Here is a 17,555-nt window from a genome sequence, read left to right on the forward strand (position 1 = left end):
TGAGGGGTTTGTAATCAGTCTTAGGCATATTTCTAATATGCTTTTTTTTTTGTGGAAATTCTTAAAAAAATGCAAATAAAGCCATTATTTGCGCAAATACATTAAAAGTATATTAAATTATAATGGAGTTACGTTATACCCTTAGGTTATTTCTAGATTTGTAAAAAGGTTTGTATTCATCTAACAATATAAACTTCTACTTTGCCAGAAACTTTGAACTAGGCAGAATAGGAATATTTGAGAGGGTATTAACAATAACCAAAATCAATTATAAAGGAGGAAGAATATGGAACTGGTTAATAGAGCAGATTTACCCAGGGTAAAGTTGCCGGGAAGAATTATTCAAAATGCTGTTGGAAAGGCGTCCGCTATATCTAGTGAGAAGATGACCGTAGGATTCGCTACCTATTCTGTTGAAAGTGGCCCTATGGATCCACATAACCATGCAGAGGAAACAGTGGTAATTTTAGATTGTGAAAAGGGTTGGGTGCGCAGAGGCCCTTCGAAAGATAAATTAGACGAAAGATTTATATTGAAAAAAGGAACTGTATTGCATTTTGATGAGCTTGAATGGCATGTATTTGAGTATGAAGAAGATGGTTATGTGGATATTATGTTCATTTATGGTCAGGTGGATAATATCAGACCAGAGGAAATGCTACAAAATAAATAGATCGGAGAAGTAACTCTCTCTAGAATACATTAGATAAGGAGAATGAAATTATGGTAAAAAAAATTATCGGAGTTATACCGCCAATTATTACACCAGTAGATGAAAATGAAAAAGTGGATGAAAAAGCACTTAGACTTCTTATAAATCATTGTATCAAAAATGGAATTCATGGAATATTCGTTGCGGGCTCAAATGGAGAATGTTTAGCTCTTACACAGAAGGAAAGGGACAGAGCGATCAAAATTACTCTTGACGAAGTAGCCGGAAGAGTTCCTGTAATCGCAGGAGTTATGGATTCAAGCACAATAAGAGTTATTGAAAACATCAAAAGATTTGAAGACATGGGTGGAAAAACAGCAGTTGTAACGCCTGTTTTTTATGCAAGACACGCTACACAGGATGAGTCAGTTAAACATTTTGAGGCAATAGCAAATGCAACAGAGGCAGATTTAATGATCTATAATATTCCACCATTTACAGGACAAACACTTAAGGCTGAAACCATTTTCAAGATAGCTGAAATTGATAAAGTTATAGGATATAAAGATACATCAGGTCAACTTCCTGAGTTCATCAAATGCTTAAGATATTTTGAGGGGACAGATTTCATTCTTCATCAGGGCGCTACAAATCTTGCAATGGCAAGTATGCTTCTAGGAGCGGATGGTTATATCCCATCACTTGCACCACTTTTTCCAATGCCGCACATTAAACTTTATGAGGCTGGAAAATCAGGAGATATTGAAGCTGTCAAAAAATGGGGAGCAATTGTTGACGACATTTGTAAAATATATCCTATGGCAAAAAGTCAGACAGCATCAACAAAATACGCAATTAGCAAATTAGGCTTCCTTGCTAAAAGAGTAATCAGACCAACGGAGCCTATTACCGTAGATGAAGAAAGAAGAATTGATGCTAAAATTGAAGAACTTAAAGAATATATGTAGTTTTAAATGGAGGAGAACACTATGGCTACAGTTTTATTGTCCCATGAACTTTATAAAGATGGAATGGAAATTTTGAAAAAAGGTATTGATATAATTATTGCTAATAACAGTAATATGAGAGCAATCATTGAAGATTTAAAGAAAGCAGATGGTTTGATTTTAAGAGTAGGAAGAATCGATAGAGAAATTATGGAAGAATGTCCTAATCTAAAGGTAATTTCGAGGCCTGGAGTAGGGGTAGATACTGTAGACGTCGATGCAGCCACAGCCCTAGGGATTCCAGTAGTCATTGCTCCAGGTGCGAATCTACGTTCAGTGGCTGAACATGCTATAGCTTTGATGTATACAATTACAAAAAATGTAGTAGAAAGTCATGAAGAAACAAAAAATGGAAATTTTCCTATTAGAAATAAATATATGGCCATTGAACTGGCAGAACATAAAATGGGCATCATTGGCTTTGGAAATATTGGCAAGGAAACAGCTAAGCTTTGCAGCATGAACGGAATGGAAGTCTATATTTACGATCCTTTTGTGAAGAAGGAAACAGCTGAAGCCTTAGGATATACCTATATACAGAATCTACATGATATTTTAGCCATTTGTGATGTAATCTCATTGCACATGCCATCTACACCTGAGACAAAAAAAATGTTTGGGAACAAAGAATTTCACGCTATGAAGGAAGGTATATTCATCGTAAATTGTGCTCGAGGAGATATTGTTGATGAGGATGCGCTTTACGAAGCTTTGGCAAATGGAAAAGTTGCAGGTGCTGCTGTGGATGTGATGGAAGCAGAGCCCATGGATCCAAACAATAAACTTTTCACATTGAAAAACTTCATTGCTACACCCCATATGGCGGCATTAACAAAGGAAAGTGCTTCTAGGACATCCCAACTGACAGTTGAAGGAACCTTAGCGGTAATTCGTGGTGAAAAGTGGCCCCATGTAGCAAATAAGGAAGTTTATGACCATCCTAGATGGAATAAATAAGACTATTTTCTAAGTTAAAAACCTATAGAGAATAGAGCGAAAGAAAGCATAGTATTACTCCCAAAAGGAGTGATACTAGCACCGAAAGGAAAAGGTTTCCCAATATAAAAGCAAAAGTTGAAGAATAAGAAAGTATTTTATAATTAAGCTCAGTTAGCTAGATTCTTTGAACCGATAGATTAAGAAAAGGAGGGTTTGAATTGCTAAATAGGTATAGAGAAGCCATTTATGGAATTGTATTTTTCATTATCGCAGCTGCATATTATGCTGCAAGCTTTAATATTAAGATATATCAAAGTTATGGCGATTCAGGTGTAGACTCGCGTTTTTTACCACAGCTGTTGGGAATTTTCCTGATGATTTTAAGTACCATACAGATCGTAAAGGGTATCAAACTTGTTAGAATATATGAAGGAGATAGAGTGGCCGAAAAAATTATTAGCATAAAAGTTATTCTTACGGTAGCGTTCATTGTATTATATGTTGCGCTTATGCCTGTTGTTGGTTTCTTAATCATGACTGCAGTATATTTATTCTTTCAAATTATCCTGCTTATGCCCCCTGATAACAAAAAATATCTATTGGCGCTTGAAATATCAACAATTTTTTCCATAGTAGTGTATTTTCTGTTTGTTCAGGTATTGACACTCATTTTACCCCGGGGAATCTTAGGATAGGAGGTAATTAAATGTTAGCAGATGGATTTTTAATGATATTGTCACAACCAGCTACCTTGGCAATCATTTTTGGTACCGTAGTAATCGGCATTATTTTCGGAGCAATTCCTGGATTATCGGCTACTATGGCTATTGCAATGTGCCTGCCCATTACTTATGGTATGAGTAGCATAAATGGGATTGCTGCAATGATAGGGCTGTATATTGGCGGAATTTCGGGAGGTTTAATATCAGCAATACTTCTAAATATGCCGGGAACCCCTTCCTCAATTGCTACCTGCTTTGACGGTCGTCCCATGGCACTAAAAGGGGAGGCAGGAAAAGCATTAGGAACGGGAATTGTGTTTTCATTTCTTGGAACGATTATCAGTATTTTTGCATTGGTTACCATTGCACCACCATTAGCGGAAATGGCAATTAAGTTTGGACCCTTTGAATATTTTTCTGTTACGATCTTTGCACTATCTTTAATTATCACATTAACAGGAAAATCCCTTGTAAAAGGGCTTATGATGGGCGTATTTGGAATCATGCTTTCGACAGTGGGGTTGGCCCCAGTGGATAATGTAGCCAGATATACTTTTGGAATAATTCAATTCAAATCAGGCTTTGATATTTTGACTGTACTGGTGGGCTTATATGCCATATCTGAGATTTTTGAAAACGCTAACAATACTACTGTTCTCAATCGTTCGCAGATTGAATCGAATGTCAAAATTAAAGGTTTTGGTTTTTCCATGAAAGAATTTACAGGTCAAATAGTTAATTTGATCCGTTCTACTGCCATTGGGATAGCCATCGGGATTCTTCCCGGGATAGGAGGCGGGACATCAAACATACTTGCCTATACGGCGGCTAAAAACCAGTCTAGGGAACCAGAAAAATTTGGGACAGGGATTATGGATGGAGTAGTTGCCTCCGAAGCTGCAAACAATGCTACAGTTGGTGGAGCTATTATCCCTCTTTTAACTTTGGGAATTCCAGGAGACTCTGTAACAGCCATGATGTTAGGCGGACTTATCATCCATGGAATCACTCCCGGTCCATTGATTTTCCAACAAAATGGACAAATGGTGTACGCAATTTTTGCAGCTATGATTGTTGCTAGTATTGCAATGCTAATCACTGAGTTTTTAGGATTAAGAATTTTTGTTAAGATATTGCGCGTGCCTAAGCATATTTTGCTGCCATTGATTTTTGTTCTGTGTGCAGTAGGTGCATTTGGTTTAAACAGTCGTGTATTTGATATATGGGCAACACTTATTTTTGGAATCATTGGTTATCTTCTGTTAAAATTTGGATTTCCACTTCCGCCGCTTATTTTGGGTTTCATTCTTGGAAGAACGATGGAAATCAATTTAAGGAGAGGGCTTATGTATTCTAATGGAGATTTTTTAGAATTTTTTAGACAACCTATATCTCTGATATTCATATTGTTGACTGTGTTATCATTGTTGCTTTCTGTGCGGAAATTAAAAAAGCAGAAGCTAGAAAAGTATACATATTAATTAAACTATAAAGGGAGGAATATTTATGAAAAAAAGAATAGCTTTAACATGCTTATTATTGGTATTTGTTTTGTTTTTAGCTGCGTGTGGAGTAAGCACAGAAACCCCTGAGGGTGGAAAAAATCAGGCAGGTAGTAATTGGCCTACTAAGACTGTTGAGATAGTAGTTCCATTTAAAGCCGGAGGAGATACAGATTTTAATGCAAGAACCTATGGAAAGTATCTAGAGCAGGAATTAGGTCAAACTGTTGTCGTAATTAATACAGAGGGAGCCGGAGGATCTTTAGCTGCTGAATCAGTAAAAACCTCTAAGGCTGATGGATATAAGATATTCTTTGGGAATACAGGCTTTTTATTAAATGAAATAACAGGGATCTCCGACTATACTTTTGATGATGCGTTTGAGACAGTAGGAATCGTAGCAAAGAGTGCTGGAGAAGCGATAGTGGTTCGTTCTGATTTACCTGTAAATACTGTACCAGAGTTAATTAAGTTATCTCAAGATAACCCTGGTAAATATCGAATTACCTCTGTAACAGGTGGAATCATGCATTATTTTGCTATCAGACTAAATGATTTAGGCGGTAAATTTAATATTGTAGATGCAGGAGGCGTAAATGATCGTATTGCAGCATTAAAGGGTGGACATGTGGATGTCATCGTAAATACTGTTCAGACGGTTATGCCATATGTAGAATCAGGCGACTTTAAAATCCTAGCTGTAACTTCTGACCAAAGAAGTGATGCTTATCCAGATATTCCAACTTGTGTAGAACAGGGAATTGACATAACTATTGGATTAGAGTATAACATGTTTTTACCTAAGGGAACAGATCAAGCGATTATCGAAAAGTTAAGCCAAGCTATTAAGAATGTATCTGAAAAACCTGAATATGCAGATGAAATTAAGAAGGCCTATGATCAAGTTCCGTACTTATTAAATCTATCTGAAGCAAAAGAAAGATTATTTAAGCAAAGAGATATGTTCCTTGAGTATAAATCATTGTTTCAAGGATAGGTAAGGTCAGTAAGTTCAACCATATCTATATAAGGAGAATAAGTATGGAAAAGATGATGCCAATTGGTCTGAAGGTACTAGATTGTTTTAAGATAATAGATGAGACATTTATTCATAGTATGCTTGAAAGCCAACTAAATAAAATTGATAAAAAAATTATTGTTTTAGACGATGATCCTACAGGAATACAGACAGTACATGGAATCTCAGTTTATACGGATTGGACTTTTGAAACAATATGTCAAGGATTAGGTGAGCAAAATAGAATGTTTTTCATTTTAACGAACTCAAGAGCTTTTACGATTGACGAAACCACAAAAGTCCATAGAGAAATTGCACAAAATATATCCCTTGGAGCAAAAAAAATGGAGAAGGACTTTCTTATTATCAGTAGAGGGGATTCTACATTAAGAGGACACTATCCGTTGGAAACACAGATACTAAGGGATGAAGTTACAGTGGCTACAGGAAAAGTATATGATGGAGAGATTATCATTCCCTTCTTTAAAGAAGGAGGAAGATTTACAATTGATAATATTCACTATGTAAAAGAAGGAGATAGACTTGTGCCGACTGGGCAAACAGAATTTGCAAAGGATAAATCCTTTGGTTATTACAGTTCTCATTTAGGAGATTTTGTAGAGGAAAAAACCCAAGGTCAATATAAACGACAGGACTGTATTTATATTACTTTGGAAGAACTAAGGGATGTAAGAATTGATGAAATAACTGAAAAATTAGTCAAGGCTACTAATTTTAATAAGATTATAGTGAATGCGGTGGATTATATCGATGTAAAAGTTTTTGCTATTGCTTGGGCATCAGCGGTCTTGAGAGGAAAGGAATTCATATTTAGAGGTGCTGCCGCCATTACTAAGGTTTTAGGAGGTATTTTGGATAAGCCGCTCCTCAAAAAAGAGGAGCTAGTAGTTGAAGGTTACGATAGAGGTGGTTTAATCATTGTTGGTTCCTATGTAAATAAAACAACGCTTCAGATGGAAGAGCTTAGAAATTGCAGCTATCCCATTGCGTTTATTGAGTTCAATCAACATCTAGCATTGCAGCTTGGAGGACTTGAGAAAGAAGTAAAAAGGGTAATCGCTTTAGCAGAAGCTGAGATTATCAATGGTAGGACAGTAACTGTATATACAAGGCGTGAGCGTCTTGATCTTGACACAGATGATAAAGATAAGCAACTGAAGATTTCTGTGGAAATTTCAGAAGCGATCACACGGGTAGTGGAAGATCTGACAGTACAACCTCGATTTATTATTGCAAAAGGAGGAATTACTTCCAGTGATGTAGGTACAAAGGCACTCAGAGTAAAGAGAGCATTGGTAATGGGTCAAATCCAACCGGGAATACCCGTTTGGATGACTGGTGAAGAGAGTAAATTTCCTGGTATGCCTTATATTATTTTCCCAGGAAATGTAGGAGAAGTAAGCACCCTGAGGGAAACCGTTGAAAGCTTAATGGGCTAAGGGGGATAGAAAATGCTTATAAACAGTATCGAGTTACTAAAAGAGGCAAGGAAGAATAAAAAAAGGGTTGTTGCATTTAATGTATATAACTTAGAAACCATTCAAGCTGCTTTTATTGCCAGTAAAAATAAGCAATTACCTTTAATATTGGCATTTGGAGAAGGCTATTTAAAGTATACTCCATTTGAAATAATTGTAGCGATGGTTAAAGCCTTAGACATGAGCCACCCGTATCCCGTTGTATTGCATCTGGATCACTGCAAAAGCTTTCATAATATTAAGATGGCTATTGAGGCAGGCTTTACTTCGGTGATGTATGATGGTTCTCATCTTACGTTTGAAGAGAATATCAAAACCACAAAAGAAGTTGTGAACTATGCGCACGATAGAGGAATTGGCGTTGAAGGAGAACTAGGATATATGAATCCCGAAGATGGAAGCGAAGCAGAAGGGATACTAGTAGAAACATATACCAGTCCATTTCAGGCGAAGATTTATATCGAACAGACGAAGGTAGATACCTTAGCTGTAGCTATTGGAAATGCTCATGGAGTATATATTAAAAAACCTGTTCTTGATTTGGAGCGACTTAAAGCAATATATCAGGAGGCAGGGGTACCCATCGTGCTTCATGGCTGTTCGGGAATAGATCAAGAACAGATTTCAAAAGCCGTTGAAATTGCAGTTGTCAAAATTAATGTAAATACAGAAATCGCACTGACTGGAGGAAGAAGAATCCGGGAATTACTAGAAGAAAAAGCAGGTGTAGATGTGCGGCTAGAAACCCTAATGGAGGCTGTACAGCAGGCAATGGTAAATACAATGGAAAGTTTTTTATAACAACTATTACCAGGATTGTTCATTGAAAGCTCTATTTAACTGATGGGCTAAAAAGTCATTGTCTTCATAACGATAGCATGAGAAAAAAGATCTTTTTAAACAAAATAAAAAGATCTTTTTTATTATTATCATGATTATCTGGGTAACTAATTTCCTATTCAGCAGATTCATTTTGACAACAGATTTTTCCTTACATACTACTATAGAAAGACTGTGCTTATTTCCTGCTAATGCCAAAAGGGCATTCAGTTTAATATTTGCACGGTTTACTTACAAAGATTACGCTGCTGTTTCATTTCTGTTTTTGATAAAATGAAACTGAGGGGGGATACGTATGATTCAGTGGCAATTGGACACAAGGTGTAAAACGATTTTAGAATTATTAATAAGCCGGGAAGGCTATATTTCCATTCAGGAAATTGGGAAAATATTAAATATATCTAAACGAAGTGTTTATTATGATTTGAATAAGATTAATGACTGGTTAAATATGCAGCATATAACGGAAATACAAATTGAAAGGAATAAAGGAATCTATCTCACATCTATAACACGTCAAAAAATCAGGGGATTAATCAATGATGTAGGCCAATCATCGTACTACACATTGTCGCCGAGAGAAAGAACCCGTTTGATGATATGCTCACTGTTGGGATCATCCAAGCCTCTGTTTATTGAGCAATTATGTCTGATCTGTGACATAAGCCGCAATACGGCCTTCAATGACTTGAAGGCCGTTCGTCAAAAAATGGAGCGATATGGATTACAGTTAAATTTTGAACCCCATGTAGGTTATAAAGTAGAAGGTTCACTGATTAAACAGAGAGCTTTATTTTTATATTATTTCCAACCTTTAATTGACCTGATTACAAACAAACAAATCTCCGGTATTCATGAACTGTCATTTTATAACGAGATGATTGTAAAAGAATATCTTAAAAAGTTAAAGGTTATCGAATCAAAATTAAATACTACATATGTGGAGGGGATGCTGTTATCCTTAGCTGTTTTGATTCATGTCCTATTGATGAGACAAGACCATATTGCATTTGAAGAAATTGGAGTGGACGAAGTCGTATCTACTAAGGAGTTCCAATTTGTCACGCAGTATTTGAAGGATCTGCCCCGAATAGAACAGATATATGTTGCAATACACTTGCTGGGGTCCCGGGTACAGGTACCCACTGCCAAGCCTCAAGCTATTGATACCGTCAATCTGGCTAAAGAATTAGTACTTGATTTTGAAAGACTTGCCTGCGTAGCCTTTGAAGACAGGAACCAGCTGATCAGTTTGTTGTCACAGCATTTAAATATGTCTATATATAGGTATCGCTACGGAATACAGATTGGAAATCCGCTAATGAGTGAAATTCAATCCAGCTATCCGGATTTGTTTGATATTACGCGTAAAGCATGCAAGGGGTTAAGGCATAGCTTGGGAACACCTATTCCTGACAGTGAAATTGCTTACATCACCATGCATTTTGGCGGATTTTTGAGCAAAAAAAATTATGGAAATGCAAGATGTAAAATACTAATCGTGTGTCCGAATGGAATATCTACTGCAAATATGCTCAGGGGAGAAATAGAGAGCTTACACCCTGATATAGAAATCACTGCAATGATACCTGTTAAGGACATAGAGACTTATTATGAAAAAAGTGATCTTGTTATTACTACGGTGGATATGGATTGCCCGATTCCTGTGATAAAAGTAAATCCGGTGATATCAGAAGAGGACCGGGTACGGATTCTTTCTAAAGTAGTGCAAAAAATATCAAGAAATGTCCATAACAATATTACATTAGAAAAAGTTTTTAGGATTGTAAGAGAATATGTCCATCCGAGAGACCATGAAAAATTAAGCAGTGATTTGTACAAGGCATTTCAGAATGTTCCACTGCAGCCTGCAAAGACAACCGCCTCTATCCGGTTAATGGATGTTACGCTGGCTAGCCGCATTCAATATAAGAAGACAATGCAGGATTGGAAAGAGGCCATAAGGGAAGCATCTAATCCCTTACTGACTGAGGGGGTAATTGAGCCGGATTATATTGAAGCCATGATCGCCAATGTAGAGAAGTATGGTCCCTATATCGTGATTGCTCCAAAGTTGGCGCTAGGCCATGCATTACCTCAAGATGGGGTAAACTCCCTGGGATTATCCTTGCTGTGTCTGGAGGAACCCGTATCATTTTTTCATATACCTGTTTATATTATTTTCATTTTGGCACCTGTAGATAAAAGCAGTCATTTAGGAATTATGAGAGATATGATGACGTTATTCAGTGATGAAGAAAACATTAATCAATTGCTGAAAATAAAGGATCCAGATAAGATTTTAACCTTTATAAAAGACCGTATCAAAGAAGAAGTAATCATTCCTTACGAAGATTAAGGGGATTATGTTCGACAATGACAGAACATTGTTGACATCAAATTTTCAGATATTCGACAAGAAGAGCGATAGTATTTTTTTGCACATATTGTAGTGTAAACATTGTTCTTCACAATGAAGGGCACTTTACTTAAAATAAAAGTAATAGAACGTCCTTCTAAGACAAAGAAAAAACAATGAAACGGAGGACTAAACGTGCACGATTTAATTTCTCTCGAGAATATCGTTATTGTAGACAGGGTGAAGGATTGGTGTGAGGCAATCGAAAAAGCAGTACGTCCATTGGTTACAAACGCTTATGTAGAGGAGCGATATATACAAGGAATTATTGATAATACGATAAAATATGGACCCTATTATGTACTTGCCCCTAATATCGCTATGCCCCATGCCAGACCTGAGCAAGGCGTTCTCCAAAAACAGATTGGAATCCTACTACTTCGGCAGCCCGTTAAATTCTCAGAAGATGGGTATGAGGTCCGCCTTATTATTACATTAGCTGCAACTGACAGTGAATCACATCTGGAAGCGCTTCGCAGTTTGTCAGGATTACTAGAGAATGATGATTATGTCAGTAAAATAATCAGCGCGCAGAATGAAGAAGAGATCTATCATCTCTTCCAGATCTGATCCTATTGAGCACCAGCTTCGTTGTGCTCAGAAAATAAAAAAAGGGGGTAGGTTGTTTTATGGGAGACATTTTAAATTTCATGCAGCAGATTCTTTCCACACCATCTTTGCTAGTTGGAGCGATTGCACTTATTGGATTAATATCCCAAGGTAAAGCCATTGAAGAGGTCATCAAAGGTACGATTAAGACAATTCTTGGATTTATTGTTGTCGGTTCAGGGGCTGGAATACTTGTGGGAGCGTTGAATTACTTTGGCGAATTATTTAATTTTGCTTTCGGTGTTCAAGGCGTTGTACCGAACAATGAGGCAATTGTATCTTTGGCCTTAAATGATTATGCTTCTTCCACCGCATTAATTATGGCCTTTGGTATGTTTGCAAACATTATCATCGCACGTTTTTCCAGGTTAAAGTATATTTTCTTAACAGGTCACCACACCTTGTATATGGCAGCTCTAATTGCAGTGGTACTAACGGTTGGAGGGCTTGAAGGATGGCAGCTTATATTAGCTGGATCTTCTGTTTTAGGATTTACCATGGTGTTTTTTCCGGCTCTTGCTCAAAAGACAATGCAAAAGATTACAGGGGATGATTCCATCGCATTCGCCCATTTCGGAACCTTAGGCTATGTTTTTTCAGCTTGGTTAGGCAGTAAACTTGGAAATAAATCAAAATCTACTGAAGATATCAAGTTTCCGAAAAGGTTATCTTTTATGAGAGATACGTCTGTAGCGATTGCTTTGACAATGTTTTTATTTTTCTTGGTTGTTACATTTTTAGCAACTACTCATGCTGATTTTGACCCCGCAATGATTGGCGGAAACAACTGGTTTTTATTCTCAATCATTCAATCGTTAACCTTTGCAGGCGGCGTATATATCGTATTAGCAGGTGTGCGTTTATTAATTGCAGAAATCGTACCGGCATTTAAAGGTATTTCTGAAAAAATTGTACCAGACGCGAAGCCCGCGCTGGATTGTCCGATTGTTTTCCCATTTGCTGAAAATGCTGTATTGTTAGGTTTCTTGGTATCTTTTGCCGGCGGTCTCGTTGGACTGAGCATTTTAATATTGCTTGGTGGTTCCTTGGCGCTGATTCTTCCCGGTGTAATTCCTCATTTCTTCTGTGGTGCAACAGCAGGTGTTTTTGGAAATGCTACCGGAGGACGAAAAGGAGCGATTATTGGAGCTTTTGGCCATGGGCTTTTGATCACTTTCCTGCCTGCATTTCTGATGCCAGTGCTCGGGTCCCTCGGGTTTGCCAATACAACTTTTTCAGATGCTGATTTTACGGCCGTAGGAATCGTCTTAGGAAATATTGCCAGAGCAATACAAGGTTATGGACTGCTGGCTATATGCATTATCTTGCCGCTCATTCCAATTGTTTATAATATTGTTTCTCCTCTAAAAGCGGATAATTCAGCAGCAAATAAGGGTGCTTAAAACACCCTTCCTTTTATTTTAATTTTAGGATCAACTTTGAAATTTAAAAATCTAATAAAACCATATCATAAGGAGGGAAAACATGGTTGTAAAAAAAATAATGTGTGCATGTGGAAGCGGTTTAGGGTCTTCATTCCTTGTAGAGATGAATGTTAAAAAGGTGCTTAATAAATTGGGCGTAAAAGATATTGAAGTAGAACATAGCGCAGCTACCGATGTATTTAAAGGAAGCGCCGATTTATTTGTATGTGGAAAGGATATGTATGATGTTCTTTCTAAATTTGGTCCCTGCATTGCCCTTACCAATATCATTTCCTTACCCGAACTTGAAGAAAAGCTCAGTGTATTCTTAAAGGAGAAAGGTGTTATCTAATGGATAGCACCTTTTGATTGGAGGTGTATTCAATTATGGGTGATTTGAAAAAACTGTCTGCAAAAATCCGGTTAGAAGTTTGTAAGATGCTGAAGCATAGAGGATTTGGGCATTTGGGAGGTTCTTTGTCCATTGTGGAAACATTATCCGTATTATATGGTGATGTGATGAAAATAAACCCACTAAATCCAAATTGGGAAGGAAGAGACTGGTTTGTTCTATCTAAGGGTCATGCGGGTCCGGCTTTATACGCCACATTAGCAGTTAAAGAATATTTTCCGGTTGAAATGCTAAATACTTTAAACGATAACAGCACAAGGATTCCTTCCCATCCCGACCGGCTGAAGACTCCTGGAGTTGATGTAACCACAGGTTCCCTAGGGCAAGGGATTTCATTGGCTGTGGGTATAGCAAAATCCTTTCGGATGAGTCAAAAATCAAATCGGGTGTACAGCATTGTAGGTGATGGAGAGTGCAATGAAGGACAGGTTTGGGAAGCATTTCAATTTGCAGCCCATCATAGACTGTCAAATTTAATCATTTTTATTGATGAAAACCACAAACAACTGGATGGACCAACAAAGGATATTGTAAATCCATTTGATATAAAAGAGAAATTAGAAGCTTTTGGTTTTGTAGTTAAAAGAGTAAAAGGGAATGATGAATCGGAGATAAAAAAAGCTGTCCTTGAAATGTTTGAAGTGCAGGACAAAGCTTGCTGCATTATTCTCGATACCGTTAAAGGGCAAGGAATTGAGTATTTTGAAACACTTGCTGATAACCATCATATACGATTTTCCGGTGAAAGTGAATTCCAGCTTGACTTAGCCATCGAAAAGCTGAAACAGGAACTAGAAAGCGAGGGTAGATTATGCAATTTATTTTAGCTGAAAAACAACAACCCAAAGAGCTTAGAGCAGTTTATCAGGAAACACTAATGGAACTGATGAAAGAGAACGTGAATGTCGTTGTATGCGACGCAGATTTAGTAAATGCTTCCGGAACTACAAAGCTGTTTGAAACATACCCTGACCGGTGCATCAATATGGGGATCAGCGAAGCCAATATGATTGGGGCAAGCTGCGGTATGTCATTAACAGGGAAAATACCGTTTGTCCATACTTTTGCACCTTTTGCTACCCGCCGCGCCTTTGACCAGTTGTATTTGTCAGGGGGGTATCAACAAGCCAACATAAGAATATTTGGCTCAGACCCCGGGTTTTGGGCATTACACAATGGAGGCACCCATACTTCGGTTGAAGATTTGGCTTTAACCAGAGCGATACCTCAATTGACAGTAATAGCTCCGGCAGATGCAGTTCAATTTAAATGGGTTTTAAACAATACAGTAAATTGGTATGGTATGTATTATTTCCGTTGTGCACGAAAAGCTGTTCCGGATATCTATAGCGATGCTTCGGTATTCGAGATCGGAAGAGGGAATGTACTTTATGAAGGATCAGATATTGCCATTTTTGCTATCGGTGAAATGATTGCTGAAGCCATTAAGGCAAGAGAAATATTAAAAGTCTATGGACTTTCTACTGCGGTAATAGATATGTTTACGGTAAAACCGTTGGATGAAGATTTGGTGAAGACTGTTTCAAAAGGAAAAAAGGTTGTTATTACAGCTGAAAATCACAGCAAAATAGGGGGATTGGGATCTGCAGTTGCAGAAGTATTGGCTGAGAATCCTATCAAGGCCCCTCTAATAAGAGTTGCTATACAGGACCATTTTGGTGAAGTAGGCACCCAAGATTATTTGAAAGATAAATTCGGATTGAATGCAGAGGCAATTGTAAATGGCGCTTTAAGGGCATTAGATATAAGCGTATCAATGTAAACAGATTGCACACAAAAAAGGTTAAGGCAAGTATGATGAGGAATAGATTGTATCTGAGACTCATCATTTTTTTTTGAATTCCATAATTTGTAACACTTTTTTCAGAGGGATTACCAGATTTTTGTCGAATTTCATAAAATGTAAGCGAAGGAATGAATATTGAAAAGATATGGAGACATATCAAGAGGAGGGTTATACCATTGATTAAATCGAAATGGCTAGCCGGTTGTCTGGCTTTTGCTGTTCTTTCCAGTTCTACAGTTGTTTTTGCAGAGCAACCACGATTTTCTGACATTGACACTTCCTATGCAAAGACAGTTATCGTAAAGCTTTATGAAAAGGGAATTATGAAAGGGGTTTCGGCTGACCGCTTTGCACCGGGACAAGCGATCAAACGTAACCATTTTGCTGTTGTGATAGCAAAAACTTTAGGTATTCAGCCTGTATTTCCTGAAACGCCTACTTTTATAGATCTGGATGCATCACAACCGGAATATGGTTATGTGGAGGCACTGGCTCAGTTAGGGATTCTAGCCGGAGGCGGGGAATCAAAATTCTTGGGAGAAAATCTCATTACGCGTCAGGATACTGCGGTAGTTCTATATCGTGCTTTGGCCAATGACAGCTACGTAAGTTCCAAGGTTCACACATATCAAGATTCAATGAGAATTTCTACTTATGCGAAGGATGCGGTAAATTTTGTAACTGAAAAAGGATTTATGACGGGAAATAATAACATGTTTTTACCACAAAACGCCTTGACGAGAGCAGAGACGGCTGTTATAGCCCATAAGCTTTATGAAAGAGGAAATCTCGCAGGGGATTATTTCTGGGGAGTCTCTCCAGCTACTATAGAAATCAAAGTAGGAGAACAAAAAGAAATCAAACTTTTAAGTCAAAAAGAGCTGCTGGCCTATACTCCCGTATTTGGATTGGATAACCCTGAGATTGGTACTATATCGCAGGAGGGTATCTTTACAGCTGTTAAACCGGGAAAAGGACTGATTACAGTAAATCTTGGCAATAAACATCATGACGTTGTAGTCACCGTTTATCAATAGGGGGAAATTCAGAGATGAGGATAAGACATAAGCTTTTATTTGCTATGATTCTTGTTTTATTAATACCAACCATAGGCTATGGAGAACCAATCAGCTATAAGATTGAACAGCATGCACCGGATGCGGCATTTCAGAGATTGGAGTATAAATCCTATCCTGGGGCCGTAGAAGGTTTATTATCTAAAAGCGAGTCATGGGTAGGTTTCTTTCGGCAAGATGGCCGGGACATTACAATTGATTTAGGGGAAAGAAAACGGATTAAAGAAATATCCCTAGAGTTCCAACAAAACAAAGGATCAGGGATCGTATTGCCTAAATTTATGGAAGCAGCTATGTCTCTGGATGGAGAACAATGGAACCAGTTGGGGAGAGCAGGTCATCTTGTGCCTGCAGCAGATACAGATGTACAGACCCGTAAGCTGCAGCTATCCTTCAAGCCAGTAGAAGCACGATATGTAAAATTAAGTTTTCCGGTAGATGTTTGGGTTTTTGCCAGACACCTGACCATAAAAGAGGACAATGAGAATGTAACAGAGCAGCAGCCTACAATTCTGGCTCACGCAGAATCACTTAGAGATTCACAGGAAAAATATTTGAAAATTCCGGAAATAGATGATATTTTACTGATCTATTCCGGTGATCATGGAGATCTGGGGGTTTGGAAGGCGGAAGATTTTCTGCCCTTAGTCAGTTATGTAGATCAAGAAGGCAAGGTGAAAGACCGGTTGTTTGATACTTTCTTGTTTTTGCCTTTTCCAGAGATGAAGAGTACCCAAGAGGCATGGTCCCACTATTTGCAGGATTTATTTAAAAAAGGAGAACAGCTGGATGCCCTGAATCAGATAAGCAAAAAAATTCAACAGACGCATCCGGATCTTAATATACGTCCTAAGGTGATTCTAACGATCCCGTATCCAGATTCAAAGCAGGAAGAGTTTGCTGAAAATATATCTTTTTCAGCCGAGAAGGTAGACCGTAAGAAGGCCTTGTCAAATCGTCAGGAAGCAGTGGAAAGGTACCTTAACCAATTGATGTCAACGTGGGAGGCTGCCCAGTTTGAAGCTATTGATCTAGCTGGGATTTATTGGTATAAGGAAACGATGGATTTAACAGTACCGGATGAGGACAAGCTCGTCCGTTATGCCGCTGAGCTTGTTCGTGGGAAAGGACACAAGTTTTATTGGATTCCTTTTTTCGGTTCTAAAGGATATGAAGATTGGAAGGACTATGGATTTGATTATGTTTTACTACAACCCAACTTTTATGCAAAGGAAGATCCACCCAAAGAAAGAATGGACAATGTAGCAGCACTGGCAAGAAAGCACCATTTAGGTGTTGAACTGGAAATTGACGATAAAGCATTATATAACCGTTTCTATTATGATTTATTTTATCAACAGTTAGATAAAGCTTCAGAGTTAGGTTTAGATGAAAAGACAACAAAAGCCTACTATATGGGCACGAAATCCATATTGAATGCGAATAAAAGCAATATTGGCCTTGTACGAAAAATCTATGATGATATATATCTTTGGATAAAAGGGACCTATAAGGGGAAGGACAGCTAGATTTATGCTAGCTGTCTTTTCCCTTTTGATCCTGGTAGATAATCTTATCTAAACGCAATGATTGCTAAAAAAAGATAAAATATTACATTATTATTAAATA

General features: G+C 37.7%; 16 protein-coding genes. All 16 read left to right on the forward strand.

Annotated elements, in window-relative coordinates; translation table 11 throughout:
- Nucleotides 1-286: 286 nt before the first annotated feature.
- The 16 genes from Gferi_RS22585 (at nucleotide 287) to Gferi_RS22660 (ending at nucleotide 17,455) form a co-directional block, all read left to right on the forward strand.
- Nucleotides 287-673 (forward strand): hypothetical protein, encoded by a 387-nt coding sequence (locus tag Gferi_RS22585; RefSeq protein WP_069980391.1) that lies wholly within the window; start codon nucleotides 287-289, stop codon nucleotides 671-673.
- 50 nt (nucleotides 674-723) lie between these two features.
- Nucleotides 724-1,620 carry a dihydrodipicolinate synthase family protein gene (locus Gferi_RS22590; RefSeq protein WP_069980392.1) on the forward strand — a complete coding sequence of 299 codons (897 nt, stop codon included), beginning with the start codon at nucleotides 724-726 and terminating at the stop codon, nucleotides 1,618-1,620.
- Nucleotides 1,621-1,641: 21 nt separating this feature from the next.
- Nucleotides 1,642-2,616, forward strand: a complete 975-nt coding sequence (locus Gferi_RS22595; protein ID WP_069980393.1) for a hydroxyacid dehydrogenase — start codon at nucleotides 1,642-1,644, stop codon at nucleotides 2,614-2,616.
- A gap of 200 nt (nucleotides 2,617-2,816) precedes the next feature.
- Complete coding sequence (locus Gferi_RS22600; protein WP_069980394.1) at nucleotides 2,817-3,293, forward strand: tripartite tricarboxylate transporter TctB family protein; 477 nt, start codon at nucleotides 2,817-2,819, stop codon at nucleotides 3,291-3,293.
- Nucleotides 3,294-3,304: 11 nt separating this feature from the next.
- The gene (locus Gferi_RS22605) at nucleotides 3,305-4,801 is read left to right on the forward strand and encodes a tripartite tricarboxylate transporter permease (protein ID WP_069980395.1); all 1,497 of its coding nucleotides are present in this window, start codon (nucleotides 3,305-3,307) and stop codon (nucleotides 4,799-4,801) included.
- 25 nt (nucleotides 4,802-4,826) lie between these two features.
- Nucleotides 4,827-5,819: a tripartite tricarboxylate transporter substrate binding protein gene (locus Gferi_RS22610; RefSeq protein ID WP_083273722.1), complete on the forward strand. Its 993-nt coding sequence runs from the start codon at nucleotides 4,827-4,829 to the stop codon at nucleotides 5,817-5,819.
- Between the two features lie 44 nt (nucleotides 5,820-5,863).
- The gene (locus Gferi_RS22615; RefSeq protein WP_069980397.1) at nucleotides 5,864-7,300 is read left to right on the forward strand and encodes a four-carbon acid sugar kinase family protein; all 1,437 of its coding nucleotides are present in this window, start codon (nucleotides 5,864-5,866) and stop codon (nucleotides 7,298-7,300) included.
- Nucleotides 7,301-7,312: 12 nt separating this feature from the next.
- Complete coding sequence (locus Gferi_RS22620; protein WP_069980398.1) at nucleotides 7,313-8,140, forward strand: class II fructose-bisphosphate aldolase; 828 nt, start codon at nucleotides 7,313-7,315, stop codon at nucleotides 8,138-8,140.
- Between the two features lie 334 nt (nucleotides 8,141-8,474).
- Entirely contained in the window at nucleotides 8,475-10,538 is a 2,064-nt protein-coding gene (locus Gferi_RS22625; protein ID WP_069980399.1) for a BglG family transcription antiterminator, read from the forward strand.
- Nucleotides 10,539-10,733: 195 nt separating this feature from the next.
- Complete coding sequence (locus Gferi_RS22630; RefSeq protein WP_069980400.1) at nucleotides 10,734-11,168, forward strand: PTS sugar transporter subunit IIA; 435 nt, start codon at nucleotides 10,734-10,736, stop codon at nucleotides 11,166-11,168.
- Between the two features lie 59 nt (nucleotides 11,169-11,227).
- Nucleotides 11,228-12,610: a PTS ascorbate transporter subunit IIC gene (locus tag Gferi_RS22635; RefSeq protein ID WP_069980401.1), complete on the forward strand. Its 1,383-nt coding sequence runs from the start codon at nucleotides 11,228-11,230 to the stop codon at nucleotides 12,608-12,610.
- A gap of 82 nt (nucleotides 12,611-12,692) precedes the next feature.
- Nucleotides 12,693-12,983, forward strand: coding sequence for a PTS sugar transporter subunit IIB (locus Gferi_RS22640; protein WP_069980402.1), 291 nt, complete (start codon nucleotides 12,693-12,695; stop codon nucleotides 12,981-12,983).
- A gap of 35 nt (nucleotides 12,984-13,018) precedes the next feature.
- Nucleotides 13,019-13,870 carry a transketolase gene (locus Gferi_RS22645; RefSeq protein WP_069980403.1) on the forward strand — a complete coding sequence of 284 codons (852 nt, stop codon included), beginning with the start codon at nucleotides 13,019-13,021 and terminating at the stop codon, nucleotides 13,868-13,870.
- The gene (locus tag Gferi_RS22650) at nucleotides 13,855-14,826 is read left to right on the forward strand and encodes a transketolase family protein (RefSeq protein WP_069980404.1); all 972 of its coding nucleotides are present in this window, start codon (nucleotides 13,855-13,857) and stop codon (nucleotides 14,824-14,826) included. The genes Gferi_RS22645 and Gferi_RS22650 overlap by 16 nt, the downstream gene beginning before the upstream one ends.
- Before the next feature lie 200 nt (nucleotides 14,827-15,026).
- Nucleotides 15,027-15,887, forward strand: coding sequence for an S-layer homology domain-containing protein (locus tag Gferi_RS22655; protein WP_069980405.1), 861 nt, complete (start codon nucleotides 15,027-15,029; stop codon nucleotides 15,885-15,887).
- A 14-nt stretch (nucleotides 15,888-15,901) separates the two neighbouring features.
- Complete coding sequence (locus Gferi_RS22660) at nucleotides 15,902-17,455, forward strand: DUF4855 domain-containing protein (protein ID WP_069980406.1); 1,554 nt, start codon at nucleotides 15,902-15,904, stop codon at nucleotides 17,453-17,455.
- Nucleotides 17,456-17,555: the final 100 nt, after the last annotated feature.

Origin of the sequence: Geosporobacter ferrireducens (genome assembly GCF_001750685.1) — a bacterium.
GTDB lineage: Bacteria > Bacillota > Clostridia > Peptostreptococcales > Thermotaleaceae > Geosporobacter > Geosporobacter ferrireducens.

Bases quoted from the DNA above. Each gene is read 5' to 3' on its own strand.
- Gferi_RS22585 (WP_069980391.1), top strand. From the start codon at position 287: ATGGAACTGGTTAATAGAGCAGATTTACCCAGGGTAAAGTTGCCGGGA.
- Gferi_RS22590 (WP_069980392.1), top strand. From the start codon at position 724: ATGGTAAAAAAAATTATCGGAGTTATACCGCCAATTATTACACCAGTA.
- Gferi_RS22595 (WP_069980393.1), top strand. From the start codon at position 1,642: ATGGCTACAGTTTTATTGTCCCATGAACTTTATAAAGATGGAATGGAA.
- Gferi_RS22605 (WP_069980395.1), top strand. From the start codon at position 3,305: ATGTTAGCAGATGGATTTTTAATGATATTGTCACAACCAGCTACCTTG.
- Gferi_RS22610 (WP_083273722.1), top strand. From the start codon at position 4,827: ATGAAAAAAAGAATAGCTTTAACATGCTTATTATTGGTATTTGTTTTG.
- Gferi_RS22615 (WP_069980397.1), top strand. From the start codon at position 5,864: ATGGAAAAGATGATGCCAATTGGTCTGAAGGTACTAGATTGTTTTAAG.
- Gferi_RS22620 (WP_069980398.1), top strand. From the start codon at position 7,313: ATGCTTATAAACAGTATCGAGTTACTAAAAGAGGCAAGGAAGAATAAA.
- Gferi_RS22625 (WP_069980399.1), top strand. From the start codon at position 8,475: ATGATTCAGTGGCAATTGGACACAAGGTGTAAAACGATTTTAGAATTA.
- Gferi_RS22635 (WP_069980401.1), top strand. From the start codon at position 11,228: ATGGGAGACATTTTAAATTTCATGCAGCAGATTCTTTCCACACCATCT.
- Gferi_RS22640 (WP_069980402.1), top strand. From the start codon at position 12,693: ATGGTTGTAAAAAAAATAATGTGTGCATGTGGAAGCGGTTTAGGGTCT.
- Gferi_RS22645 (WP_069980403.1), top strand. From the start codon at position 13,019: ATGGGTGATTTGAAAAAACTGTCTGCAAAAATCCGGTTAGAAGTTTGT.
- Gferi_RS22650 (WP_069980404.1), top strand. From the start codon at position 13,855: ATGCAATTTATTTTAGCTGAAAAACAACAACCCAAAGAGCTTAGAGCA.
- Gferi_RS22660 (WP_069980406.1), top strand. From the start codon at position 15,902: ATGAGGATAAGACATAAGCTTTTATTTGCTATGATTCTTGTTTTATTA.